This window comes from Streptococcus timonensis (assembly GCF_047463455.1).
Taxonomy (GTDB): Bacteria; Bacillota; Bacilli; order Lactobacillales; family Streptococcaceae; genus Streptococcus; species Streptococcus timonensis_B.
The window spans coordinates 228,092-252,761 of the sequence record NZ_JASHDV010000001.1; the positions used below are offsets into that span (position 1 = coordinate 228,092).

Sequence of the window (24,670 nt, forward strand, 5' to 3'; positions counted from 1 at the left end):
TTCTGCTTGCTTTTCTTAATTTAGTCTACTTTGTGGTATAATATAATTTGAGATTATTTAAAAGAAAAACGGAGGAATTCCATGTTATCTTGGATTTCAAAAATGATTAAAGGAATAGTAATTGCTCTAGGATTTATCTTACCTGGTATTTCCGGAGGTGTTCTAGCTGCAATTTTAGGAATCTATGAACGCATGATTCGTTTCTTAGCTCATCCCTTCAAGCAACTCAAAGAAGACGTTCTTTATTTCTTGCCAGTTGCTATCGGTATGTTACTTGGTATTGGACTTTTTTCTTATCCTATTGAGTACCTTCTTGAACATTATCAGGTTTATGTCTTATGGAGTTTTGCTGGCGCAATCATCGGTACTGTTCCTAGTTTAGTAAAAGAAGCTAATCGTGATTCTGAAAGGGATAAAATAGACCTCATTTGGTTTTGGACAACCTTTATAGTTTCAGGTATTGCACTTTACGGACTTAATTTCGTAGTAGGAAGTTTATCCGCATCTTTCTTAAACTTTATACTTGCAGGTTCCTTACTAGCACTTGGAATTCTTGTTCCAGGTCTAAGCCCATCAAACTTACTCTTGATTTTAGGACTATACGGACCTATGCTTACAGGTTTCAAATCTTTCGACCTATTTGGCACGTTCCTACCAATTGGTATCGGAGCTGTTCTTACTCTCATAGTTTTTTCAAAATTTATGGACTATGCTCTTCGCGTCTACCACTCTCGTGTTTATCACTTTATTATTGGTATCGTACTTTCAAGCACTCTACTAATTTTATTACCAAATGCTGGAAGTCCTGAAAGCATAAGTTACAGTGGCTTATCAATTGTATCCTATGTTATCATCGCCTTCTTCTTCGCTCTTGGTATCTGGTTGGGTATTTGGATGAGTCAATTAGAGGAAAAATACAAATAATGGCTAAAAAAACAAAAGTAAAGAAAACATTAGTTGAACAAATTTTAACCAAATCAGGAGTAGCCCATACCGGGATTCAAATTAATGCTCTTGAGGGACAATTGCCAGAAGGGATTGAAAGAAACCATATTTTTAAAACCTTAGCTCTTTTAGGAGATAAGTCAGGACCTATTATCGGTATTCTACCTATTACTGAACATCTATCTGAAAAGAAACTTGCCAAAGTTTCAGGCAATAAAAAAGTTAGTATGATTCCTCAAAAAGATTTGGAAAAAACGACTGGCTATATACACGGAGCCAATAATCCCGTTGGTATAAGACAAAAACATCAGTATCCAATTTTTATAGATCAATCCGCTCTTTCTCTTAATGAGATAATCGTGTCAGCCGGTGAAGTTGAACATAGTATTATCATTAATCCTGAAGATTTGGCTCAATTTGTCAGAGCTGAATTTGCTGATATAATGTTAGATTCAGAATAAGAAGAATTTACCGTTAAGAAACAAAATTTTGTTTCTTCTTCAAAGAACTTGACTCGCCAGTTAAGTTCTTTTTAGTTTTTATAGAATATCCGTGAATTTCTCGACTATTTATGATAAAATGGAGTATCGTGAAAATTTGATTTATTATTTCAAAATTCGATTAAAATTAGGAGGAACTCATGTCAACAGAACATATGGAAGAATTGAATGACCAGCAGATCGTTCGCCGTGAAAAAATGGCTGCGCTCCGTGAACAAGGAATTGATCCTTTCGGTAAACGTTTTGAACGTACTGCTAACTCTCAAGAACTAAAAGATAAATTTGCTGACCTTGATAAAGAACAACTACATGAATTAAACGAAACTGCTACTATCGCCGGTCGTTTAGTAACCAAACGTGGTAAAGGTAAGGTTGGATTTGCTCACCTTCAAGACCGTGAAGGACAAATCCAAATCTACGTTCGTAAAGACGAAGTTGGTGAAGAAAACTACGAAATCTTTAAAAAGGCTGACCTCGGTGACTTCCTTGGTGTCGAAGGTGAAGTCATGCGTACAGATATGGGAGAGCTCTCTATCAAGGCTACACATATCACTCACTTGTCTAAAGCTCTCCGTCCCCTTCCTGAAAAATTCCATGGTTTAACAGACGTTGAAACAATCTATCGTAAACGTTATCTTGATTTGATTTCAAACCGTGAAAGCTTTGAACGCTTTGTTACTCGTTCAAAAATCATCTCTGAAATCCGTCGTTATCTTGATGCTCAAGGATTCCTTGAAGTTGAAACTCCAGTTCTTCATAATGAAGCTGGAGGTGCTGCTGCCCGTCCATTTATCACTCACCACAATGCTCAAAACATTGATATGGTGCTTCGTATTGCGACTGAGCTTCACTTGAAACGCCTTATCGTTGGTGGTATGGAACGTGTTTATGAGATCGGTCGTATCTTCCGTAACGAAGGAATGGATGCTACACACAATCCCGAGTTCACTTCTATCGAGGTTTATCAAGCTTATGCAGACTTCCAGGACATCATGGACTTGACTGAAGGTATTATCCAACACGTTGCTAGAGTCGTTAAAGGCGACAGTCCAGTTATCTATCAAGGAACTGAAATCAAGATTAACGATCCATTTAAACGTGTTCACATGGTTGATGCTATCAAGGAAATTACTGGTGTAGATTTCTGGCAAGACATGACTTTCGAAGAAGCTAAAGCTATCGCGGCTGAGAAGAAAGTCCCAGTTGAAAAACACTACACCGAAGTTGGTCACATCATAAATGCCTTCTTTGAAGAATTTGTCGAAGAAACTTTGATTCAGCCTACCTTTGTTTATGGTCACCCAGTAGCTGTATCTCCACTTGCTAAGAAGAATCCTGAAGACGAGCGCTTTACTGACCGTTTCGAGCTCTTCATCATGACTAAAGAATATGGAAATGCCTTCACAGAATTGAACGATCCAATCGATCAGCTTAGCCGATTTGAAGCCCAAGCAAAAGCTAAAGAACTTGGTGATGATGAAGCAACAGGCATTGACTACGACTACATTGAAGCCCTTGAATATGGTATGCCACCAACGGGTGGTTTGGGAATCGGTATCGACCGTCTCTGCATGCTACTCACTGATACTACTACTATCCGTGACGTACTTCTTTTCCCAACTATGAAATAAAAACTAAACTCCTAGAAAATTTCTGGGAGTTTTTCTAATAAAAAGACAACCTCATTTATAAGGTTGTCTTTTGTTGTTAAATTAGAATAATCCAAGAACAGTTCCATCACTTTCAACATCCATGTTGAGAGCGGCAGGTCGTTTTGGAAGTCCAGGCATAGTCATAACGTCACCAGTAAGGGCAACGATAAAGCCTGCACCCAGTTTTGGTACCAATTCACGAATAGTAATTTCAAAGTTTTCAGGTGCACCAAGAGCATTTGGATTATCTGAGAAACTGTATTGAGTTTTCGCCATACAGATTGGTAATTTGTCCCAACCATTTTGAACAATTTGAGAAATTTGAGTTTGGGCCTTCTTCTCAAAGTTGACTTTGCTACCACGATAGATTTCAGTCACAATTTTTTCAATCTTTTCTTGAACAGAGAGTTCATTGTCATATAATCTAGTATAGTTTGCAGGAGTTTCAGCAATCGTTTTGACAACAGTTTCAGCAAGCGCTACTCCACCTTCTGCACCATTAGCCCAAACACTTGCTAATTCAACCGGCACATCAATAGAGGCACAGAGCTCTTTCAAGGTTGCTATTTCAGCTTCTGTATCTGATACAAATTCGTTGATAGCAACAACTGCTGGGATACCGAACTTACGGATATTCTCAACGTGGCGTTTCAAGTTAGCAAAACCTGCACGAACTGCTTCTACGTTTTCTTCTGTCAGAGCATCTTTAGCAACTCCACCATTCATTTTAAGGGCACGAAGAGTCGCTACAATAACTACTGCACTTGGAGCTGTTGGCAAGTTTGGTGTCTTGATATCCAGGAACTTCTCAGCACCAAGGTCTGCACCAAAGCCTGCTTCAGTTACTGTGTAATCAGCTAAGCGAAGAGCTGTTTTCGTTGCCAATACAGAGTTACAACCGTGGGCAATATTTGCAAAAGGACCGCCATGTACAAAGGCAGGTGTACCATAGATTGTTTGAACCAAGTTTGGCTTGATAGCATCTTTCAAAATCAATGCCAAAGCACCCTCAACTTGCAAATCACCAACCGAAACAGGTGTACGGTCATAACGATAGCCGATGACGATATTAGCTAAACGACGTTTTAAGTCATCAATGTCTGTTGATAAACAAAGAATTGCCATAATTTCTGAAGCTACAGTAATATCAAAACCATCTTCACGTGGAATACCATTAAGAGGACCACCTAGTCCAACAGTTACATGACGAAGAGCACGGTCGTTTAAATCAACAACACGTTTCCAAAGAATACGACGTTGGTCAATTCCTAGCTCATTTCCTTGGTGCAAGTGATTGTCAATCAAGGCAGAAAGAGCATTATTGGCAGTTGTGATAGCATGCATATCACCAGTAAAATGAAGGTTGATATCTTCCATTGGTAACACTTGAGCATAACCACCACCAGCTGCACCACCTTTGATTCCCATTACAGGACCAAGAGATGGTTCTCGGATAGCAATCATGGTTTTCTTACCAATCTTATTCAAAGCATCAGCAAGACCGATAGTAATAGTTGACTTCCCTTCACCTGCTGGAGTTGGGTTGATGGCAGTTACCAAAATCAACTTACCTACTGGGTTGCTCTCAACCTCACGGATTTTATCAAAGCTAAGTTTAGCCTTGTATTTTCCGTACAACTCCAAATCATCGTAAGAAATACCAAGTTTCTTAACAACATCAACGATTGGTTTTAGCTCTATACTCTGTGCAATTTCAATATCTGTTTTCATATTAAACTCCTATGCCCTATTATCTTTTAACTCATTATAACACAAAACAAGATTTTTTTATATAATAATGAACTTAATGTTCGTATTTTTCTCTTTAATTCTTTAATATAAGAAGAATTATCTATTTTTTATATGCCTTTATAGATAATAACTATAATAACTTAAAGCTAAACTGAACCGCTTTCTTTGACTTAAAAATCTTTTTTGTGTAAAATGATTCTATGAAAATTTTAGTAACTTCTGGTGGTACTAGTGAGGCTATAGACCGTGTTCGCTCTATCACTAATCACTCTACAGGTCATCTTGGCTTGGTTGTAACAGAAGCTTTAATAAAAGCAGGTCATGAAGTTTGCTTGATTACAACTTCACATGCAATTAAACCAGTTAGTCATCCAAATCTTAAAATTATAGAAATTAAGAATACTTTGGATTTACTTGAGGAGATGCGAAAACTTGTTAAAGATTACCAAGTTTTAATTCATTCTATGGCTGTATCTGACTATACCCCGGTCTACATGACAAGTATAGATGAGGTTCAAGCTAGCCAAGATTTATCGGAATTTCTAACTAAGCATAATACTGAGACCAAAATTTCTTCAAAGGAAGATGCTCAGATTCTTTTTCTTAAGAAAAATCCTAAGATTATTTCTCTGGTCAAAGAATGGAATCCTAAAATTCATCTAATAGGTTTTAAACTCCTGGTTGATGTTACAGAGGATCATTTGATAGATGTTGCTAGAGAAAGTCTTAAAAAGAATCAAGCAGACATTATTGTTGCTAACGATTTGACTCAAATAAACTCTGAACAACACCTGGCTTACTTAGTTGAAGAAAACGATTATCAAACAGCATACAGCAAACAAGAAATCGCTGAGCTAATAATTAAAAAAATTCAAGGATTTACTTTTTAGAAAGGAAAGTTATGGCTCACATCACTCTTGCAATTACTGGTTCAATTGCTTCCTACAAGGCTGCCGATTTAGTCAGTTCTTTGAAAAAGCAAGGACATAGTGTATCGGTCTTGATGACAAAAGCTGCTACAGATTTTATACAACCGTTAACACTGCAAGTTTTGTCCCAAAATCTGGTTCATCTCGATGTCATGCAAGAACCTTATCCAGACCAAGTCAATCACATCGAAAGAGGAAAAGAAACTGACTTATTTATCGTTGCTCCAGCAACTGCTAACACTATTGCCAAACTTGCACATGGCTTTGCGGATAATATGGTGACTAGTACTGCTCTGGCATTACCAAAAAATATCCCTAAATTATTAGCACCTGCCATGAATACAAAAATGTTTACCCACCCTGCCACACAGACAAATCTTAAAACTCTTGAAAGCTATGGATACGAGATCATCTCTCCTAAAGAATCTCTCCTAGCTTGTGGCGACTTCGGAAGCGGCGCTTTAGCCGATTTGGAAATTATTATAGAAAGAATAAAGGAAACTCTCAATGAACAAACGCTCTAACATTGCACCTGTTGCTATCTTTTTTGCAAGTATGATTGTCATCCATCTACTTAGCTCTATCTTATTTAATGTATTACCATTCCCAATTAAACCTACTATTGTACACATTCCTGTTATTATTGGAAGTATCATTTATGGCCCACGTATTGGAGCTATTCTTGGATTTTTAATGGGTATGATTAGCTTAACAGTTAATACAATTACTATCTTACCAACTAGTTATCTTTTCTCACCATTTGTACCTAACGGTAATTTCTATTCATTAATCATCGCTATTGTTCCTCGAATCCTTATCGGTTTGACTCCTTACTTTGTTTATAAACTTCTTAAAAACAAAGCAGGTCTTATCTTTGCTGGTGCTCTTGGTTCTCTAACAAATACCGTGTTTGTCTTAGGTGGAATCTTCTTCCTTTTTGGAAGTGTATTTGATGGAAATATCCAAAAACTATTAGCTACTGTTATCTCAACAAACTCAATTGCAGAATTAATTATCTCGGCTGTTTTAACTGCACTCATTGTTCCAAGACTTGAGAAAATTAAACAATAAAAGAAAACCTGTATCCTATTGATACAGGTTTTTTGAATAATTTTTAATTAGATAAGCGTGCTTCTGCTAAAATCTTTTCAATCTTAGTAGTCAACAAGTCAATAGCAACTGTATTTGTCACACCTTCAGGGATTACAATATCAGCGTAACGTTTAGTTGGCTCTATAAATTGATGATACATCGGCTTAACCACACCAAGGTATTGCTCAATAACACTATCGAGGCTACGTCCACGTTCTTCCATATCACGTTTAATACGACGAATAATACGTACATCATCATCAGTATCAACAAAAATTTTGATATCCATTAGATCGCGTAGACGTTGATCTTCTAAAACTAAAATACCCTCAACTATGAAAACATCTTGTGGTTCTTGACGGTATGTTTTTGAACTACGAGTATGTTCAGTATAATCATAAGTCGGGATGTCAACTGGTCGCCCTGCCAACAACTCTTTGATTTGCTCAATCATTAAGTCAGTATCAAAAGCAAATGGATGATCATAGTTTGTTTTGATTCGTTCTTCGAAGGTTAAATGAGATTGATCTTTATAGTAGGAATCATGCTCAATCATGGCAATTTTTTCATTAGGAAAATGTGATAGAATTGCTCTAGAAACACTGGTTTTTCCTCCACCAGATCCTCCTGTTACTCCGATAATGATTGGTCTGTTTTGCATAGTTGCCTCCGTATTTTTCCTTTGTCTATTCTACCATAATTTTAGGAAATTTTACAGGTGTACTTTTTAAATTAGAGGTCAAAAAACCTTGTAGCTTTATTCTACAAGGTTTTAATGATTTTAATCAAAGTTAACGTATTCTTTTGAAAGCTCAAGAACTTCTTCCATTGTTGAACATTCAGTAAGAGCACGGTTAGCGTATTCTTGCATCTTAGCTGTGTCAAGCTTCTTCATCAAGCTACGTGTACGAAGTACAGATGTCGCTGACATTGAGAACTCATCCAATCCCATCCCGACAAGGAGTGGAACAGCTGTTTGGTCACCGGCCATTTCACCACACATACCAGCCCATTTACCTTCAGCGTGAGCTGCTTTGATAACATTGTTGATCAAGCGAAGGATTGATGGATTGTATGGTTGGTAAAGGTATGAAACTTGCTCGTTCATACGGTCAGCAGCCATTGTGTATTGGATAAGGTCATTTGTACCGATTGAGAAGAAATCAACTTCTTTAGCAAATTGGTCTGCAAGCATAGCTGCGGCTGGGATTTCAATCATGATACCAACTTGGATATCATCTGCAACTGCGACACCTTCAGCAACCAATTTTGCTTTTTCTTCTTCAAGAATAGCTTTAGCAGTACGGAACTCTTTCAACAAAGCAACCATTGGGAACATGATACGCAATTTACCGTGAACAGATGCACGAAGCAAAGCACGCAATTGTGTACGGAACATTTGGTTACCAGTTTCAGAGATAGAGATACGTAAAGCACGGTAGCCCAAGAATGGGTTCATTTCTTTAGGAAGATCGAAGTAAGGAAGTTCTTTATCCCCACCGATATCCATTGTACGAACAACAACAGGTTTACCGTTCATACCTTCAAGAACTGCTTTATACGCTTCGTATTGATCATCTTCAGTTGGGAAGTCTTGAGAATCCATGTACAAGAACTCTGTACGATAAAGACCTACTGCTTCTGCACCGTTATCATTAACACCCTCAACATCTTTAGGTGTTCCAATGTTTGCAGCCAACTCAAAGTGTTTTCCATCTGCAGTAACTGTTTTAGCATCTTTCAAAAGAGCCCATTCTGCTTTTTGTTGAGCGTAAGCTTCACCAGCTGCTTTAAATTCTGCAATTTGTTCTTCACTTGGGTTAATAACAACTTCACCAGAGATACCTGAAACAGCCAAAACATCGCCATCTTTTACAAGCTCAGTAATGTTGTTTGTACCCAAAACAGCAGCAATTTCAAGTGTACGAGCCATGATAGCTGAGTGGCTTGTACGTCCACCGATGTTCGTTACAAAAGCTTTTACAAAGTTTTTGTCCAATTGAGCAGTATCAGATGGAGTCAAGTCGTGTGCAATGACGATTACTTCTTCATTAATAGAAGCTGGGTTTGGTAATTTCTTACCAAGAAGATTTGCCAAAACACGTTTAGTAACGTCTCGAATATCAGCTGCACGTTCTTGCATGTATGGATTGTCTTCCATGCCTTCAAAAATCGTGATAAACATGTCTGTAACTTCTTTAAGACCTGCTTCTGCATTCACTTTTTTAGCACGGATAGTTTCTTTAATTTGACCGATTAATTCAGGGTCAGAAAGAACCATTAAGTGAGCGTCAAAAACTTGCGCTGCTTCTTCACCAAGCGTACCTACTGCTTTTTCACGGATAAGAGAAAGCTCGTTTTGAGAAGCTTCAAGAGCAACATCTAAACGAGCTTCTTCAGCATTTGTATCTTCGACTGAAACAGTCTCGAATGATAGATCCGGTTGAACAAGTAGATATGCTTTTGCAACGGCAACACCATCAGATGCTGCAATTCCTTTAAGCATTTCTGTCATATTCTTATGCCAATCCTTCTTTTTCCATTGTTTCTGAGATAGCAGCGATAGCATCATCAGCGTCTGCACCTTCAGCAGTGATTGTAACGTCAGCACCTTGACCAACACCAAGGCTCATAACACCCATGATAGATTTAAGGTTTACTGATTTACCTTTGTACTCAAGAGTGATGTCTGAAGCGAATTTGCTAGCTGTTTGAACCAACAAAGTTGCTGGACGTGCGTGAATACCTGTTTCTGCCACTACGTGGAAATCTTTAGAAGCCATACTTTGACTCTCCTTTAATTGTTTTCTTGTTGAGTTATATCTGATAACCCTTACAGTTTTGTATTATATCATTTTTAAGTATCTTTTTCAAGTATTTTATGGACTTTCTCCAATTTACTTTCAGATAACTTGCAGAAAATATTTCAAATTTTTTAAGCCTACACCTTATGTAGTTTTTTTATTTTTTCTTGATTCAAGAAACCTACATATAAAGCGTTTTCCATTTTTAGAATCACTATATATTGTGTTTTTGAATAAAATATTAAAAAGAATTATACAATATTTAGTTTTCTTTCGTTGACAAAGATTTTTTTTCTGATATACTAAGAAGGGTATAATTAATTTGAAAGAGGAGTTCTATAAATGGTAACCGTATATTCTAAAAATAACTGTGTCCAATGTAAGATGACAAAACGATTTTTAGACAGCAATAATATCGCATATCAAGAAATCAATCTTGATGAACAACCTGAATATATCGAACAAGTTAAAGGACTCGGCTTTAGTGCTGCTCCTATCATTCAAACACCAACTGAAGTGTTCTCTGGTTTCCAACCAGCAAAACTCAAGCAACTTGTATAAAATCAGGATTTAAAAAGCTTCTATGTAAACCTTAGAAGCCTTTATTTTGTAATTAGATAAGGGAAATTTTATGGGATTAAAACAACTTGAAGACGTAACATACTTCCGTCTAAATAATGAAATTAACCGTCCAGTCAATGGACAAATCATGCTTCATAAAGATAAAGAAGCCTTAGATGCATTTTTTAAAGAAAATGTTGTACCGAACTCAATGGTATTTGATTCAATTTTAGATAAAATTGACTACCTTGTTAAACACAACTACATTGAAACAGGCTTTATTAAAAAATATCGCCCAGAATTTTTTGTAGAATTGTATCAATTTATAAAAGAACAAAACTTCCAATTCAAGTCTTTTATGGCTGCCTACAAATTCTATAATCAGTATGCTCTTAAGACAAACGACGGAGAATACTATTTAGAGAATATGGAAGATCGTGTCTTCTTTAATGCTGTCTACTTTGCAGATGGTGACGAAGCAATTGCAACTGATATTGCTAACGAGATTATCCATCAACGTTATCAACCAGCCACTCCATCTTTCTTGAACGCTGGTCGTGCACGTCGTGGAGAGTTAGTATCTTGTTTCTTGATCCAGGTTACAGATGATATGAACTCTATTGGCCGTTCTATCAACTCTGCTCTTCAACTTTCACGTATTGGTGGTGGCGTTGGGATCACCCTTAGTAACCTACGTGAAGCTGGTGCTCCTATCAAGGGTTACGAAGGAGCTGCGTCTGGTGTCGTTCCAGTTATGAAGCTCTTTGAAGATAGCTTCTCTTACTCAAACCAATTGGGACAACGTCAGGGGGCTGGAGTGGTTTACCTCAACGTCTTTCACCCTGATATCATCGCATTTCTTTCAACTAAAAAAGAAAATGCCGATGAGAAAGTTCGTGTTAAGACTTTGTCACTTGGTGTTGTAGTACCAGATAAATTCTACGAATTGGCTCGCAAGAATGAAGATATGTATCTCTTCAGCCCATACTCTGTTGAGAGAGAGTACGGTGTAGCATTTAACTATATCGACATTACTGAGAAGTATGATGAACTAGTAGCAAATCCTAACATTCGTAAGACAAAAATCAAGGCACGTGATTTAGAGACTGAAATTTCTAAATTGCAACAAGAATCTGGCTATCCTTATGTAGTCAACATCGATACTGCTAACCGTGCAAATCCTGTTGATGGGAAGATTATCATGAGTAACTTGTGTTCTGAGATTCTCCAAGTCCAAGAACCAAGCTTGATTAATGACGCGCAAGAATTTCTTGAGATGGGAACCGACATTTCATGTAACCTTGGTTCAACCAACGTTGTCAACATGATGACATCGCCAGACTTTGGACGCTCTATTCGTGCTATGGTTCGTGCTCTTACCTTTGTTACTGATAATTCTCATATCAAAGCTGTACCAACAATTGACTATGGAAATAGCTTAGCTCATACATTCGGTCTTGGTGCAATGGGACTACATAGCTACCTTGCGCAACAATTGATTGAGTATGGATCAGAAGAGTCTATCGAATTTACAAGCATTTATTTCATGCTCATGAACTATTGGACTCTGGTTGAATCAAATAACATCGCACGTGAACGTGGTGTAACCTTCCATAATTTTGAAAAATCTGACTACGCAAATGGAACTTATTTCGATAAGTATACGTCTGGTCAATTTGTTCCAAAATCAGAACGCGTGAAAGAACTCTTTAAAGATATCTTTATCCCAACTGCTGCAGACTGGGCTGAGCTTCGTGATAAGGTTCAAGCTGATGGTCTTTACCACCAAAACCGTTTAGCTGTAGCACCAAATGGATCAATCAGTTACATCAACGATGTTTCTGCTTCTATCCACCCTATAACGCAACGTATCGAAGAACGTCAAGAGAAGAAAATTGGTAAGATTTACTATCCTGCTGCAGGATTGTCAACAGATACCATTCCTTTCTACACTTCAGCCTACGATATGGATATGCGTAAGGTTATCGATGTATACGCTGCTGCTACTGAACACGTGGATCAAGGACTTTCACTCACTCTCTTCATGCGTAGTGACATTCCAAAAGGTCTTTACGAATGGAAGAAAGAAAACAAACAAACCACACGTGACCTATCTATCCTACGTAACTATGCCTTCAATAAGGGCATCAAGTCTATCTACTACGTCCGTACATTTACAGATGACGGTGGTGAAGTAGGCGCTAACCAATGTGAGAGCTGTGTAATTTAGAACATCTCTCAAATCGAATCTGGGTTTTCATACTCACTTATAATTAAGTTGATGTGATTGATAAAATCATGATACAATTAAAAAGTCGGTTTCCCGACTTTTTGTGCGATACTCCTTTGAAATATTAGAATAGGAAGAACTAACTTATCGCATTACTACACACAGAAAGAGATTTCAAATGCAAACTTACTACAAAGCCATTAACTGGAATGCTATCGAAGATGTCATTGATAAATCAACTTGGGAAAAGCTGACTGAGCAATTCTGGCTCGATACTCGTATCCCTTTATCAAACGACTTAGATGACTGGAGAAAATTATCTAACAAAGAAAAAGACCTAGTTGGTAAAGTCTTTGGTGGATTAACCCTTCTTGATACCATGCAATCTGAAACAGGGGTTCAGGCCCTTCGCTCTGATATTCGCACACCTCACGAGGAAGCTGTTTTTAACAACATTCAATTTATGGAATCTGTCCACGCAAAATCCTACTCTTCTATCTTTTCAACTTTGAATACTAAGTCTGAAATCGAAGAAATCTTTGAATGGACAAATACAAATCCATATCTTCAGAAAAAAGCGGAAATCATCAATGAAATTTACCTAAATGGTACACCACTTGAAAAGAAGGTAGCTAGTGTTTTCCTTGAAACCTTCCTCTTCTATTCTGGTTTCTTTACACCACTCTACTATCTTGGTAATAACAAGCTAGCTAACGTAGCAGAAATCATTAAACTCATCATTCGTGACGAGTCTGTACACGGAACCTATATTGGTTACAAGTTCCAACTTGGTTTCAACGAATTACCAGAAGAAGAACAAGAAAAACTCAAAGAATGGATGTACGATCTCCTTTATACTCTTTATGAAAACGAAGAAGGTTATACAGAAAGTTTATATGACGGTGTTGGTTGGACTGAAGAAGTTAAAACTTTCCTTCGTTATAATGCTAATAAAGCCCTTATGAATCTTGGCCAAGATCCACTTTTCCCAGACTCAGCAGACGATGTAAACCCAATTGTTATGAACGGAATTTCAACTGGTACATCTAACCACGACTTCTTCTCTCAAGTTGGTAATGGCTACCTGCTTGGTGAAGTTGAGGCTATGCAAGACGAAGACTACAATTATGGACTAGATTAATTAATATCTTTAAAAAAACATCTAAGTTTGTTTGAAAACTCAGATGTTTTTTGTTTTTTGTTTATTTATGTTCTTTAAATTGATTGATTTTTTACTTTGTGGTATTATAGTATTAGATATGGAGGTAATCCAATGCTCAAACAAGAAAAACTAGATAGAATTTTAGAAACTGTTAATACCAAGGGAACTATCACTGTTAAAGAGATTATGACTAGTCTGGATATATCAGATATGACAGCTAGACGATACCTTCAGGAATTAGCTGATAAGGATCTACTTGTCCGTGTTCATGGTGGTGCTGAAAAGCTTCGTACTGGTTCTCTTCTATCTAATGAAAGATCCAACATTGAAAAACAAGGTCTTCAGACTGCTGAGAAACAAGAAATTGCGAAATTTGCTGGTCATCTAGTTGAAGAAAGAGAAACCATTTTTATTGGTCCAGGTACTACTCTAGAGTACTTTGCTCGAGAACTACCAATTGACAATATCCGAGTTGTTACCAATAGTTTACCTGTATTTCTGATTCTAAATGAACGAAAACTAACGGATTTGATATTAATCGGTGGTAATTATCGTGATATTACAGGAGCTTTTGTAGGAACTCTTACCCTACAAGACCTTGCTAGCTTGCAATTTTCTAAAGCTTTTGTAAGCTGTAATGGAATAAAAGAACATGCTATTGCTACTTTCAGCGAAGAAGAAGGTGAAGTTCAAAAAATAGCTCTTCAAAATGCAAATAAAAAATATCTCTTGGCGGACCACAGCAAATTTGATAAGTTTGATTTTTACACATTTTATAATATCGCTGATATTGATACAATTATTTCAGATTCAAAATTAAATGATAAAACTCTTAAAGCTTTGGAAAAAGAAACACAAATTATCAAGTCTAAGCCATAAAAAAGTCTCACTATATGTGAGACTTTTTTATTTTTAAATGATTTCAAAGGATACCTTACACACGTTCAGTCCATGAAGTAGCTGTTTTTTGAAGAACTTTATTGAGTTCATCAATATTTTCAAAACCTGTTGTACGGAGCCATTCGCGAGCGGCTGCTTCACCGTCTTTGATGTAAGCTTCAACTGATCCAGCCCATGTAGCACGTCCACAAAGAACACCATTGAAGTTTGCACCTGATTCGTGAGCAAATACAAGAGTTTCTTGGAAGAGCTTAGCTGACACGCCAGCACTCAAGTAGATGTAAGGAAGGTTAGTAGCTTCGTCTTGAGCTTTAAAGAAGGCTGCTGCTTCTTCACGTGTATGAACAATTTCGCCATCGCCAAATCCTTCAACGTATTTCACGTTAACTGGAACTTCCACTTTCAAAACATCGATGTTGAAACGTGGGTCTGAGAAGACTTTCATAGCACCAATAACCTTGTGTGGTTTTACTTTAGCATATTCTGCGGAACCTGCGTCCGCAATCTTTTCATCGTAAGCCAAAATTTCAAGGAAGAATGGAATGTCTTCAGCTACACACTCAGAACCAATACGTTCAATATATGCTTGTTTTTGTTGGTTGAGTTCGTCAGAGCTATCTACGTCATAGTAAAGCAAGAATTTAACGGCATCTGCACCTTGTTCTTTGATACGTTTTGCAGACCAAACGTCCAAGCAGTCTGGCAAGCGTTTTGTACTTGTTGTATCGTATCCTGTTTTTTCATAAGCAAGGAGAAGACCTGCATTTGGATCAAGAGCTTTAGTCGCTGGAAGTCCGTACTCAGGGTCAAGTAGCATTGATGAAGCATATTTAGTCAATTCATCTGCCACTAATACTTTAAGTTCTTCCATTTGAGCAACTGTTGGCTCTTCTGTTTGGTATTGAGCCATGAGGCGTTTCAAAGCACCACGTTGGTCAAAGGCAAGAGCTGAGATGATACCATTCTCATCAGAGAGTTTTTGCATGCAAGCGCGTTTATTTTCTGTTAAAACCATTTTATACCTCTTTTACAATTAATTGGTCATATAGACTTTGATAGTTAGCCATATTGACATGACCGGTCATTTTTTCTTGAGCATTTAGCATACCAAGAACATTTGCCTTGATCAACAGTTCTTGATCCGTTTCTTTATGGAAAAGACCTGAAGCAATACCTGCCACTGTAGAATCACCAGAACCGACTGGATTTACTACTTGAATTCTTGGAATATCTACTTTGTAGAAAGTGTTACCGTGTTTAGCGAATGCTCCGTTAGCACCTAAGGAAACGATAATCCACTCGATTCCATCAAATAGTGGTTCTTGAAGGACTACTTTTAATTCATCCAAGTCTTTAGAAATTTCTCTTCCTAAAAGTTGAGATAATTCTTCATTATTTGGTTTGATGACTGTTGGTTTATGTGGAGATTCAAGAACTGCCTGAAGTGCAGCGCCTGAACAGTCCAATACAACAGGTTTCCCAGCATGATTCGCAAGTTCAACTAAACTAGCATAGTAATCCACTGGAAGTCCTGCTGGTAGACTACCTGAAATGGCCACTACCTCTACAGTCTCTAAAAGTTCTTTGAAATGAGCCAAGAAATCTTGACCTTCTTTTTCTTGAACCTCAGGTCCTTTCTCAAGAATTTCTGTTTGGTTTTCTCCATGTAGAATTGCGATACAGTTACGGGTTTCACCTTGAATAGAGAAGAAACATTTGCTTACTTTATCATCAATATTTTCTACAAGAAATTCTCCAAGTTTACCACCGACAAGTCCTGTTGCGACTACGGAGTCACCAAATTCTGATAGAACACGAGTAACGTTAAGACCTTTACCACCAGCCGTTTTAGTGACATCCACCACACGGTTGACAGTGTCAATTTTCAATTCATCCAAAGGATAGGAAATATCAATGGATGGGTTCATTGTGACTGTTAAAATCATAAGCCACCTCTTAGTCGTGGTATTCACCACGATCCCATTTTTCAAGGAACTCTGTAAAGAAGTTGGCATCAGTTTGATGATCGTTATGAGTTTCAACGTGTTGGATTTTAGCGATCAATTTTTTGTTTTCTTCTGATGGTTTGTATTCAGCGTTGATGAAAGCTTCAATGATATCACACATGAGCAATTCACCAGTGATTTTACCACCAAATCCGATTACGTTGGCATTCAATTGTTCTTTAGCGTAAAGAGCTGTTGTCATATCACGAACTAATGCTGAACGAACACCAGGAACCTTGTTAACTGCGTTATTGATACCTACACCAGTACCACAGATACATACACCAAGATCAGCTTGGCCACTAACTACTGCTTCACCAACTTTTTTACCAAAGATTGGATAGTGGGTGCGAGCGTGGTCATAAGTACCAAAGTCGATAACTTCATGTCCTTTTGATTTCAAAAATTCTGAAACAGCCATTTTTTCATTTGTTACGATGTGGTCACATCCGATTGCAATTCTCATTTTATCTTACCTTTCTTTCAATATCAAAATTAGCACATTTTATTCAACATGTCGACACGGATTTGGTGACGACCACCGTCGTATTTACCATTTACAAAGCCTTTAGCAATGTTTTTAGCCAATTCATCACCAACAAGTTGAGCACCCATCGTAATCATACGTGAGTTGTTGTGACCGCGAGTCATATAAGCTGAACGTTCATCAGATACTTCTGCAGCAACCATTCCTTTGATTTTAGTAGCAACCATAAACGGACCTGCACCATAAGCATCAATGACGATACCAAGGTTTTGTTCTTCTTTCTTAACTTCTTCCGCAACCGCAAGAGTTACATCAACGAAGTCTTGACCTTCTGCTGTAACATCCACTACGTGGAAGTTTTCTTTTTCTAAGAAGTTTTTTACAACTTCTTTCAATCTTAAACCTGCAGCATCTGCACCAATAACAATAGCCATATTGTATACTCCTTTTTTATAATAGACCAGTAAAACTTTCTGATTCTAGCCTAAAAGAGACCTTTCTCAAATAGTTACTAGTAGTTTTGTTGACAATCATTTAAATTAAGAACAAATATCTTATTCGTTTCTTAATAAGCTTTCTTCAGAGAAAAGCCAGAACAGTAATATTGTTAAAATAAACACAAATTGTTCTTTATAAACATAATATACTACTATTAGTTGGAAAAGTCAACAATTTATGTTTGTTTTTGTTTATTTTTTATAAAATCTCGATATCAAATCCAATCTGATCAAAATCACTAGGTTTTATAATCTTAACATCTTTCTTATCTTCCAGTCTATCTCCTTCTTCTATTGAAGTAGACAAACCTGACCATGGTTCCAAGGCAATAAAAGGACCTTTATTAAGAGTTGACCATACGATTAAATTTGGAAACTCTTTAAAATGTAGTTTCAAACCTTTATCATGTTTTCGTGAACGCAAAGCTACTGTGCGAGATTCCAACTCATCTAATGTCACAGCATCATAGCTAAAGAAGTCATAATTCAAGTCTATTTCTTTTTGTTTGTTTAACCAAGAACTTCTATCTTTGAAATCCAACATTCCTGTTTCTGGGAAAGGTTTTGGAACTGTACATGTTTCTGGCTTTTCAAATTCAAGATAGTAATCCTCATACACTTCACCATCTAATAATGGACAGTTAAAACCAGGATGCCCACCAATAAAATATGGCATACTCTTTTCTAATTCTTTATTATAGACTTTATACTGAGTACGTATGGTTTTCCCAGTCACTGTATAAGTGATTTCTAAACGAAAATGATAAGGGTAATTTTCATACATTTCTTCATCGTCTTCAATAGCGAATGTAACAGAATTATCTGTTTGTTCTACTAATGTAAAATCTTTTTTTCTTACTAAGCCATGTCGAGGGATTTTTCCTTCTTTTTGACTACCATCTTCCTTATCATAAAGGACCGTATCATTTCTTACTGAACCACATATTGGGAATAATACGGGTGCTTGCCCACTCCAATAAGTTGGATCCCCCTGCCACAAATACTCTACATCATCTTTATCTTTTATAGAGGATAGCGCTCCTCCAAGTGTTTGAAACTCAACATTTAATTGATCTGATTTTAATACAATCATAAGTCTTACCTCCAATTCTCTAAAAAAACTAGGCTGACTGCTCCATAGTGGAAACTGACAACCTAGTTTTTACAATTTACATTTTTAGGAGCAAATTATTTTGCGTTTGCTGCGTATTCTTCATTACGTTTGATCATTTGTTTTCTGTACCATGCGAAAATACCGATATAGAAAGTAAGGAAGATTACTGCACCAATAATTGCTTTGATATCACCTGTTGTAGTGTTACCAATTGTCCAACCAAGAAGTTTTTCGATTGGTCCTTCAAGTGTTGAGTGAGTGATCAATTGAGTTTGGCTCACACCTTCTGGGAAGGCACCTACACTTTTAGCAAGATCTGTTGCAAATGGTGCGATAAGTGTACCTGAAAGAAGGAAGAGTGGCAACAATAGTGTTCCGAAGATAATCATACGGAGCAATTTACCACGAGTAACTACCAAGAGAGCTGGAGTTACACCCATTGCGATGATACCAGCAAGTGGCAAGATACCATTTCCGACATTTGAAAGAAGCACTGCTTCAATCAACATGATTGGTGCAAGTACGTTGGCACAAGCCCAGATTTCAGCACGACCAGCGATAAATGGCCAGTCAAGACCGATGTTGAATTTACGTCCTTGAAGACGTTTAGTAGCAACGTTTGTAATACCTTGTGAAAGTGGTTCTACGGCTGCGATGAACCATGAACCGATCAATGAGAAGAGCTCCAAGCAGACACCGGCAGTCAAACCAAGTGACAACCAACCTTTAATAACTAGTTCCCATTTATCAGCACCTTCAACACCAGCAACTGGATGTGGAGTTCCCATCAAACCGATAACGATACCAAGGATGAAACCGATGAAGAATTTAGATCCCCAGAAACCGATTCGTTTGTTCAATTTAGCAGCGTCAAAGTCGTATTTATCAAGACCTGGGAAGAATTTATCAAAAATCTTATCCAAAACCATGATAACTGGGTTCATCATGTAGTTCATGTGAGTTGAAGTCATTGGTGATGAACTTGGTGCGTTAAGAAGATCATCAAATGTTGGTTTCATCAAGTCAGAGTTGATGATTTTAAGAACCCCTACAAGAACAACTGCTGCAGTCGCGATGAAAAGAGAAACCCCTTGACCAACTCCACTCTTGTCAGCATACCATTTAATCAAAAGACCTGTAATAGACAAGTGCCAGATATCGAAGATATCAACGTCAAGTGTGTCTGTTTTCTTCATTGCAAGCATTACAATGTTGACAATCAACATAACTAGCAAGAAGTATAGAGTCCATGCAGATCCCCAAGTGATTGTAGCAAGTGGTGCCCAACCAACGTCGGTGATGGTCAATTGAATACCAGTATTTTCAACGAATTTTGCAAGTGAAGCTGAGAAAGCTCCGTTAAGCATTCCGATGATAGCACCGATACCAGTAAGTGCGATGGCAAGTTTGATACCACCTTCAAGTGCTTTGGAGAATTTAACTCCGAAAAGCAAAGCCAATACTGTCAAAATGATCAGCATGATGATTGGGCCACCCATAGCCAAGATTGGTTTAAAGAAATCGTTGGCTAGATTGATAATGAAATCCACAATTTTTCCTCCCTTTATTTTTATGGAAAATTACAAAATAATAATTAACTTAATCCGTGTTCTTTGATTGCTGCTTCAATATTGTCATAAACTGGAGCGCTCATTGCTGGAATACGGAACAAGATTGGTCCAGCTTCTACTACTGGGATACCAGGGTCAAAACCTAAGTCTGTTGCAGCAATTGGTGTGAAGATATCATAACCTTTAATCAAGTCTTCGTTGACATCTTTAACCATAACTGCGTCACACTGTACGTCGTATCCACGGCTAGATAGCTCTTCTTCTAGAGCGCTTTTAATTTGGTGGCTTGAGTTAACACCTGCACCACATGCAGCAAGAATTTTAATCATTTGGATTTCCTCCATTTTTTAGTTTATATTTATTAACAAATTAAGCAGTTGCTTCTGAGATGTATTGGAACAGAGCTTCAGGCTCAGTAATCTTAGAGAGTGCTTCAAGATGACCGTCACCTGTAAAGAAGTCCATCAATTGAGCTAGAATATTAGTTTGACTCGAACTTGAATTATTGATGATAAAGAAGAGTAATGATACTTCTACTTCCTTGTCAGGAGCAATCATGTTGTGGAATGTTACTGGTTTCGCTAAGCGAACCACAACTACGTTTTCAGTTAAATTATGAATCGTGTCTGTGTGAGGGATTGCTACATTCGGCAAGTCCTTTCCAAGAAATTCCATATCTAAACCGGTTGGGAACATTTTTTCACGTTCAATCAATGCCGATCGATAGGTATCCGTAACAACTTTCTTTTCTTCCAATAGAGTTGCAACTTGATCAAAGAGTTGCTCTTGATTATCTGCTTCTAAACAAAAAACTAAGTCTTTTCTGAAGAAATGATCTAATCCCATAACATTCTCCCTTCTTTATTTAACTTTTACATCTTTAGTATAACACTATATGAAATCGTTGTCAATATTTTTTTGTTGTATTTTGTTTGAATTTTATCTTTTTATGTTTGACATATTTTATTTACTCAACTACAAACAAATGTCTTACATGTATATATTTATTTAGACTATAAAAAAAGCAGGATTCAATCCTGCTTCTACATTTATGGTTTTTTATTGGTCCAACTTTCTTCTACCATTGGAGTAATTTCATTTACGATTTCTATATTACCTTCAAGAGTAACTAATCTAATCATATTATCGTCCGACTTAAATAACCACATAACTACTTTTCTACTATTACTATTATAATCTGCATAAATTTTGACGGCATCATAACCACCAATTTTCCCTTGATCATCCGTAACATTTGTAAATCTAGGATTTTCTTTTATCTTTTGTTCAAAATTGGCCTGCAAAGTTGTAAAATCTTTTCCATCTGCATTGATACTTTTAACTGAAATGGCATTCTTGTTAGTACCATCACTGTACATAAAATCAACATTATTCCCACCGGCATTACTTTGAACCCAAGATTTTGGTACTTTCAAATACCCATCATCATCTGATCCAATCCATTGAGTTTCTTTAGTTGGAACGGTTGTTGTAGTTTCCGTTGTTTCTTGACTAGTAGTTTCCTGAACAATTGTGGTAGTTTCTGCTGTTACATCTTTTTTACCAGTATTTGTATTACAAGCAGCAAGAGTGACACCACAAAGCAAAAGTGTCGATAAAGTTATCAATTTTTTCATGATAATTCTCCTTTCACTACTATTCTAAAATAAGATCTTAATAGTGTCAAAGATAAACTTTAAACTGGCAGTATTTTTAATAATACAATAAATCTACTATTTATATTTACAAAAACTCGTTCTTTTGATTTTTGTTGTAAAAAAACCTCTAAGCAGGATATATATTTGATCCTCTGAATAAAACTGGGTACAATAAAAAAGCAGGAAACATCCTGCCTTTTAAGGCTTTTTATTAGTCCAACTTTCTTCGATAGTCGGTGCTAGTTCTTTAATAGTATCTAAATCGCCTTCAAGTGAGACATATCTGAATTTACCATCATCCGACTTGAAAATCCAAATAACTAAATATTTACCAGTTTTGGCAATGCAGTTAACTTGATATGCATCATAGCCTCCGATTCTTGACTTAGAGCCCCAAACCTTAGAGAAATCAGAACTTTCTGATTTAGATTGATAAATACTATTTGAAATTTGAATAGGGTCTACCTTTTCAAGTTCGCTTTCAGAAATACCAAACTGCTCTGCTTTAAATGTATTTAAGGTAACGATATTGATATCTGTACCGTCAGAATATTGTATATCATCTCCACCATTAACATCTTTAAATTGAATCCATGATTGTGGCACTTTCACGTATCCATAATCATCCGATCCAATCCATTGCGTGTCTTTTATAGGAGCTGTGGTTGTTGCAACTGTTGTTTCTTGTACACTAGTAGTTTCAGTTTTTTCCGCACTAGTATTTTTTGTTGTATTACATGCAGCAAGACATATAGAGCATAAAAGAATCGAAGAAAAAGTAATTACTTTTTTCATAGTTATTCTCCTTTCACTACTATTCTATAGTAAGAACATCAAAGTGTCAAAGATAAACTGTAAAATGGCATTATTTTCGAAAATACAATAAATCTACTATTGAATGTAAAAAAATACTAATACGTCTATTCTAATTAAAAAACGCTCTATTTAGAGCGTTTTAATTTTTGATAGTCTTGGGAGAGTATTACTCCTCATCCATAGAAAGAACAGACAAGAAGGCTTCCTGTGGCACTTCTACGGACCCAATGGCCTTCATGCGTTTCTTACCAGCTTTTTGTTTTTCAAGAAGCTTACGTTTACGTGATACGTCACCACCATAACACTTGGCCAAGACGTTCTTACGAAGAGCCTTGATATCTGTACGTGCAACGATCTTATGACCGATGGCTGCTTGGATAGGCACTTCAAACTGTTGACGAGGGATAATCTTCTTGAGCTTCTCAACAATTAATTTACCACGTTCATAGGCAAAGTCCTTGTGAACGATAAAGCTGAGAGCATCGACGGTATCGCCATTGAGAAGGATATCCATTTTAACCAATTTAGATGGACGGTATTCAGACAACTCATAGTCAAAGCTTGCATAACCACGAGTAAAGGACTTCAATTTATCAAAGAAATCAAAGACAATTTCCGCCAGTGGGATTTGATAGATCACGTTAACCCGATTTTCATCGATGTAGTCCATGGTTACAAAGTCCCCACGTTTGCGTTGGGCCAATTCCATGACAGCTCCGACAAACTCTTGCGGCACCATGATTTGAGCTTTAACATAAGGTTCTTCGATTGAAGCAATCTTAGTAGGATCTGGAAACTCTGATGGATTCGATACATCAATTGCTTCACCATCTGTTAAATTAACTTTGTAAATTACAGACGGCGCCGTCATAATCAGATCGATATTAAATTCGCGCTCGAGACGTTCTTGGATAACATCCATATGAAGAAGTCCCAAGAATCCACAACGGAAACCAAATCCAAGTGCCTGAGAAGTTTCTGGCTCAAATTGCAAGCTTGCATCATTTAATTGCAATTTTTCTAAAGCTTCACGAAGGTCATTATATTTGTTGGATTCGATCGGATAAAGACCCGCAAATACCATTGGATTCATCTGCTTGTAGCCATCGAGTGGCTCAGTTGCAGGATTGTTAGCCAGGGTCACTGTATCACCGACACGTGTATCCTGAACAGTCTTGATAGATGCAGCAATATAACCTACGTCACCTGTTGCAAGAAAATCACGTCCAACAGCTTTAGGAGTAAAAATACCTACTTCAGTAACATCAAAGGTCTTGCCATTACTCATAAGCTGAATCTTATCCCCAGGTTTGACTACTCCATCCATGACACGGACTTGAAGAATAACACCACGATATGAATCATAAACAGAGTCAAAGATCAAGGCCTTGAGTGGCGCTGTTACATCACCAGTTGGTGCTGGTACCTTCTCAACTACTTGCTCAAGGATTTCTTCAATACCTATACCAGCTTTAGCTGATGCTAGAACTGCTTCACTAGCATCCAAACCGATTACATCTTCAATTTCTGTACGAACACGCTCCGGGTCAGCAGCAGGCAAGTCAATCTTATTAATGACAGGCATGATTTCCAAATCATTATCTAAAGCCAGATAAACATTGGCAAGCGTTTGTGCTTCAATACCTTGAGCAGCATCGACAACCAAGATTGCCCCCTCACAGGCAGCAAGTGAACGGGAAACTTCATAGGTAAAGTCCACGTGCCCTGGTGTGTCAATCAAGTGGAAAATGTAGGTTTCCCCATCTTTTGCTGTGTAGTTAAGCTCAATAGCGTTTAGTTTGATTGTAATCCCACGCTCACGTTCTAAGTCCATACTATCAAGTAGCTGGGCCTGCATTTCACGACTTGAGACTGTCTCAGTCTTTTCTAAAATACGGTCGGCTAAAGTTGACTTCCCATGGTCGATATGGGCGATAATAGAGAAGTTACGGATTTTCTCCTGTCGTTTTTTTAATTCTTCTAAATTCAAGATT

The 24,670-nt window shown here is 37.3% G+C and carries 25 protein-coding genes; 10 read left to right on the forward strand and 15 right to left on the reverse strand.

Translation table 11 applies throughout. The annotated features are described in order from the left end of the window. Positions 1-81 precede the first annotated feature (81 nt). The 3 genes from QM847_RS01165 to lysS all read left to right on the forward strand — a co-directional run bounded on the left by QM847_RS01165 (position 82) and on the right by lysS (position 3,076). A complete protein-coding gene (locus tag QM847_RS01165; RefSeq protein ID WP_414353347.1) occupies positions 82-924 on the forward strand; it encodes a DUF368 domain-containing protein in 843 nt (280 codons plus the stop codon). Next, positions 924-1,406: an aminoacyl-tRNA deacylase gene (locus QM847_RS01170; RefSeq protein ID WP_269797759.1), complete on the forward strand. Its 483-nt coding sequence runs from the start codon at positions 924-926 to the stop codon at positions 1,404-1,406. The genes QM847_RS01165 and QM847_RS01170 overlap by 1 nt, the downstream gene beginning before the upstream one ends. A gap of 179 nt (positions 1,407-1,585) precedes the next feature. Beyond that, positions 1,586-3,076 carry a lysine--tRNA ligase gene (lysS, locus tag QM847_RS01175; protein ID WP_414353348.1) on the forward strand — a complete coding sequence of 497 codons (1,491 nt, stop codon included), beginning with the start codon at positions 1,586-1,588 and terminating at the stop codon, positions 3,074-3,076. An 81-nt stretch (positions 3,077-3,157) separates the two neighbouring features. Here the strand turns inward: lysS and QM847_RS01180 are convergent, their stop codons facing one another. After that, the gene (locus QM847_RS01180; RefSeq protein WP_414353349.1) at positions 3,158-4,828 is read right to left on the reverse strand and encodes a formate--tetrahydrofolate ligase; all 1,671 of its coding nucleotides are present in this window, start codon (positions 4,826-4,828) and stop codon (positions 3,158-3,160) included. A gap of 221 nt (positions 4,829-5,049) precedes the next feature. Here QM847_RS01180 and QM847_RS01185 point away from each other — a divergent pair, with 221 nt between their 5' ends. Genes QM847_RS01185 through QM847_RS01195 form a run of 3 tightly spaced genes read left to right on the forward strand, consistent with a single transcriptional unit; the run spans position 5,050 to position 6,849 of the window. Beyond that, complete coding sequence (locus QM847_RS01185) at positions 5,050-5,739, forward strand: phosphopantothenate--cysteine ligase (RefSeq protein ID WP_303942055.1); 690 nt, start codon at positions 5,050-5,052, stop codon at positions 5,737-5,739. 11 nt (positions 5,740-5,750) lie between these two features. Continuing rightward, on the forward strand, positions 5,751-6,302 hold the full coding sequence (gene coaC, locus QM847_RS01190; RefSeq protein WP_254725851.1) for a phosphopantothenoylcysteine decarboxylase: 552 nt from the start codon (positions 5,751-5,753) through the stop codon (positions 6,300-6,302). Then, positions 6,286-6,849, forward strand: coding sequence for an ECF transporter S component (locus QM847_RS01195; protein ID WP_414353350.1), 564 nt, complete (start codon positions 6,286-6,288; stop codon positions 6,847-6,849). Before coaC ends, QM847_RS01195 begins: the two co-directional genes overlap by 17 nt. Positions 6,850-6,892: 43 nt before the next feature. Here QM847_RS01195 and udk read toward each other — a convergent pair whose 3' ends face one another. The 3 genes from udk to QM847_RS01210 form a co-directional block, all read right to left on the reverse strand. Beyond that, positions 6,893-7,531 (reverse strand): uridine kinase, encoded by a 639-nt coding sequence (gene udk / locus QM847_RS01200; RefSeq protein WP_269797765.1) that lies wholly within the window; start codon positions 7,529-7,531, stop codon positions 6,893-6,895. 120 nt (positions 7,532-7,651) lie between these two features. Continuing rightward, positions 7,652-9,385 (reverse strand): phosphoenolpyruvate--protein phosphotransferase, encoded by a 1,734-nt coding sequence (gene ptsP / locus QM847_RS01205; protein WP_269797766.1) that lies wholly within the window; start codon positions 9,383-9,385, stop codon positions 7,652-7,654. Between the two features lie 4 nt (positions 9,386-9,389). Continuing rightward, on the reverse strand, positions 9,390-9,653 hold the full coding sequence (locus QM847_RS01210) for a phosphocarrier protein HPr (RefSeq protein ID WP_000146952.1): 264 nt from the start codon (positions 9,651-9,653) through the stop codon (positions 9,390-9,392). A 363-nt stretch (positions 9,654-10,016) separates the two neighbouring features. Between QM847_RS01210 and nrdH the strand changes: the two genes are divergently transcribed. From nrdH to QM847_RS01230, 4 genes are all read left to right on the forward strand, one after another. Next, on the forward strand, positions 10,017-10,235 hold the full coding sequence (gene nrdH / locus QM847_RS01215; protein WP_075567610.1) for a glutaredoxin-like protein NrdH: 219 nt from the start codon (positions 10,017-10,019) through the stop codon (positions 10,233-10,235). 70 nt (positions 10,236-10,305) lie between these two features. After that, positions 10,306-12,465 (forward strand): class 1b ribonucleoside-diphosphate reductase subunit alpha, encoded by a 2,160-nt coding sequence (gene nrdE, locus QM847_RS01220; RefSeq protein ID WP_269797767.1) that lies wholly within the window; start codon positions 10,306-10,308, stop codon positions 12,463-12,465. Between the two features lie 178 nt (positions 12,466-12,643). Beyond that, a complete protein-coding gene (nrdF, locus tag QM847_RS01225) occupies positions 12,644-13,606 on the forward strand; it encodes a class 1b ribonucleoside-diphosphate reductase subunit beta (protein WP_075567612.1) in 963 nt (320 codons plus the stop codon). Positions 13,607-13,738: 132 nt separating this feature from the next. Continuing rightward, on the forward strand, positions 13,739-14,506 hold the full coding sequence (locus QM847_RS01230) for a DeoR/GlpR family DNA-binding transcription regulator (protein ID WP_269797768.1): 768 nt from the start codon (positions 13,739-13,741) through the stop codon (positions 14,504-14,506). A gap of 55 nt (positions 14,507-14,561) precedes the next feature. Here the strand turns inward: QM847_RS01230 and lacD are convergent, their stop codons facing one another. The 11 genes from lacD to lepA all read right to left on the reverse strand — a co-directional run bounded on the left by lacD (position 14,562) and on the right by lepA (position 24,666). After that, positions 14,562-15,542 carry a tagatose-bisphosphate aldolase gene (lacD, locus tag QM847_RS01235; protein WP_414353351.1) on the reverse strand — a complete coding sequence of 327 codons (981 nt, stop codon included), beginning with the start codon at positions 15,540-15,542 and terminating at the stop codon, positions 14,562-14,564. A 1-nt stretch (position 15,543) separates the two neighbouring features. Then, complete coding sequence (locus QM847_RS01240; protein ID WP_414353352.1) at positions 15,544-16,473, reverse strand: tagatose-6-phosphate kinase; 930 nt, start codon at positions 16,471-16,473, stop codon at positions 15,544-15,546. 10 nt (positions 16,474-16,483) lie between these two features. Then, positions 16,484-16,999: a galactose-6-phosphate isomerase subunit LacB gene (gene lacB, locus QM847_RS01245; RefSeq protein WP_001216925.1), complete on the reverse strand. Its 516-nt coding sequence runs from the start codon at positions 16,997-16,999 to the stop codon at positions 16,484-16,486. A 29-nt stretch (positions 17,000-17,028) separates the two neighbouring features. Further along, the gene (gene lacA, locus QM847_RS01250) at positions 17,029-17,454 is read right to left on the reverse strand and encodes a galactose-6-phosphate isomerase subunit LacA (RefSeq protein WP_006151484.1); all 426 of its coding nucleotides are present in this window, start codon (positions 17,452-17,454) and stop codon (positions 17,029-17,031) included. Between the two features lie 262 nt (positions 17,455-17,716). Next, complete coding sequence (locus QM847_RS01255; RefSeq protein WP_269797769.1) at positions 17,717-18,610, reverse strand: aldose 1-epimerase family protein; 894 nt, start codon at positions 18,608-18,610, stop codon at positions 17,717-17,719. Positions 18,611-18,705: 95 nt separating this feature from the next. Next, on the reverse strand, positions 18,706-20,181 hold the full coding sequence (locus tag QM847_RS01260; protein WP_036757541.1) for a PTS galactitol transporter subunit IIC: 1,476 nt from the start codon (positions 20,179-20,181) through the stop codon (positions 18,706-18,708). A 44-nt stretch (positions 20,182-20,225) separates the two neighbouring features. Beyond that, positions 20,226-20,531, reverse strand: coding sequence for a PTS sugar transporter subunit IIB (locus QM847_RS01265; protein WP_006151856.1), 306 nt, complete (start codon positions 20,529-20,531; stop codon positions 20,226-20,228). A gap of 40 nt (positions 20,532-20,571) precedes the next feature. Next, complete coding sequence (locus QM847_RS01270) at positions 20,572-21,048, reverse strand: PTS sugar transporter subunit IIA (RefSeq protein ID WP_414353353.1); 477 nt, start codon at positions 21,046-21,048, stop codon at positions 20,572-20,574. 203 nt (positions 21,049-21,251) lie between these two features. Then, positions 21,252-21,839, reverse strand: a complete 588-nt coding sequence (locus tag QM847_RS01275; RefSeq protein ID WP_414353354.1) for a hypothetical protein — start codon at positions 21,837-21,839, stop codon at positions 21,252-21,254. Positions 21,840-22,058: 219 nt separating this feature from the next. After that, positions 22,059-22,655 (reverse strand): hypothetical protein, encoded by a 597-nt coding sequence (locus QM847_RS01280; RefSeq protein ID WP_414353355.1) that lies wholly within the window; start codon positions 22,653-22,655, stop codon positions 22,059-22,061. Positions 22,656-22,842: 187 nt separating this feature from the next. After that, entirely contained in the window at positions 22,843-24,666 is a 1,824-nt protein-coding gene (gene lepA / locus QM847_RS01285; protein WP_414353356.1) for a translation elongation factor 4, read from the reverse strand. Positions 24,667-24,670 lie beyond the last annotated feature (4 nt).

Coding starts and splice junctions, on each gene's coding strand:
- QM847_RS01165 (WP_414353347.1), top strand. CDS start 82: ATGTTATCTTGGATTTCAAAAATGATTAAAGGAATAGTAATTGCTCTA.
- QM847_RS01170 (WP_269797759.1), top strand. CDS start 924: ATGGCTAAAAAAACAAAAGTAAAGAAAACATTAGTTGAACAAATTTTA.
- lysS (WP_414353348.1), top strand. CDS start 1,586: ATGTCAACAGAACATATGGAAGAATTGAATGACCAGCAGATCGTTCGC.
- QM847_RS01180 (WP_414353349.1), bottom strand. CDS start 4,828: ATGAAAACAGATATTGAAATTGCACAGAGTATAGAGCTAAAACCAATC.
- QM847_RS01185 (WP_303942055.1), top strand. CDS start 5,050: ATGAAAATTTTAGTAACTTCTGGTGGTACTAGTGAGGCTATAGACCGT.
- coaC (WP_254725851.1), top strand. CDS start 5,751: ATGGCTCACATCACTCTTGCAATTACTGGTTCAATTGCTTCCTACAAG.
- QM847_RS01195 (WP_414353350.1), top strand. CDS start 6,286: ATGAACAAACGCTCTAACATTGCACCTGTTGCTATCTTTTTTGCAAGT.
- udk (WP_269797765.1), bottom strand. CDS start 7,531: ATGCAAAACAGACCAATCATTATCGGAGTAACAGGAGGATCTGGTGGA.
- ptsP (WP_269797766.1), bottom strand. CDS start 9,385: ATGACAGAAATGCTTAAAGGAATTGCAGCATCTGATGGTGTTGCCGTT.
- QM847_RS01210 (WP_000146952.1), bottom strand. CDS start 9,653: ATGGCTTCTAAAGATTTCCACGTAGTGGCAGAAACAGGTATTCACGCA.
- nrdH (WP_075567610.1), top strand. CDS start 10,017: ATGGTAACCGTATATTCTAAAAATAACTGTGTCCAATGTAAGATGACA.
- nrdE (WP_269797767.1), top strand. CDS start 10,306: ATGGGATTAAAACAACTTGAAGACGTAACATACTTCCGTCTAAATAAT.
- nrdF (WP_075567612.1), top strand. CDS start 12,644: ATGCAAACTTACTACAAAGCCATTAACTGGAATGCTATCGAAGATGTC.
- QM847_RS01230 (WP_269797768.1), top strand. CDS start 13,739: ATGCTCAAACAAGAAAAACTAGATAGAATTTTAGAAACTGTTAATACC.
- lacD (WP_414353351.1), bottom strand. CDS start 15,542: ATGGTTTTAACAGAAAATAAACGCGCTTGCATGCAAAAACTCTCTGAT.
- QM847_RS01240 (WP_414353352.1), bottom strand. CDS start 16,473: ATGATTTTAACAGTCACAATGAACCCATCCATTGATATTTCCTATCCT.
- lacB (WP_001216925.1), bottom strand. CDS start 16,999: ATGAGAATTGCAATCGGATGTGACCACATCGTAACAAATGAAAAAATG.
- lacA (WP_006151484.1), bottom strand. CDS start 17,454: ATGGCTATTGTTATTGGTGCAGATGCTGCAGGTTTAAGATTGAAAGAA.
- QM847_RS01255 (WP_269797769.1), bottom strand. CDS start 18,610: ATGATTGTATTAAAATCAGATCAATTAAATGTTGAGTTTCAAACACTT.
- QM847_RS01265 (WP_006151856.1), bottom strand. CDS start 20,531: ATGATTAAAATTCTTGCTGCATGTGGTGCAGGTGTTAACTCAAGCCAC.
- QM847_RS01270 (WP_414353353.1), bottom strand. CDS start 21,048: ATGGGATTAGATCATTTCTTCAGAAAAGACTTAGTTTTTTGTTTAGAA.
- QM847_RS01275 (WP_414353354.1), bottom strand. CDS start 21,839: ATGAAAAAATTGATAACTTTATCGACACTTTTGCTTTGTGGTGTCACT.
- QM847_RS01280 (WP_414353355.1), bottom strand. CDS start 22,655: ATGAAAAAAGTAATTACTTTTTCTTCGATTCTTTTATGCTCTATATGT.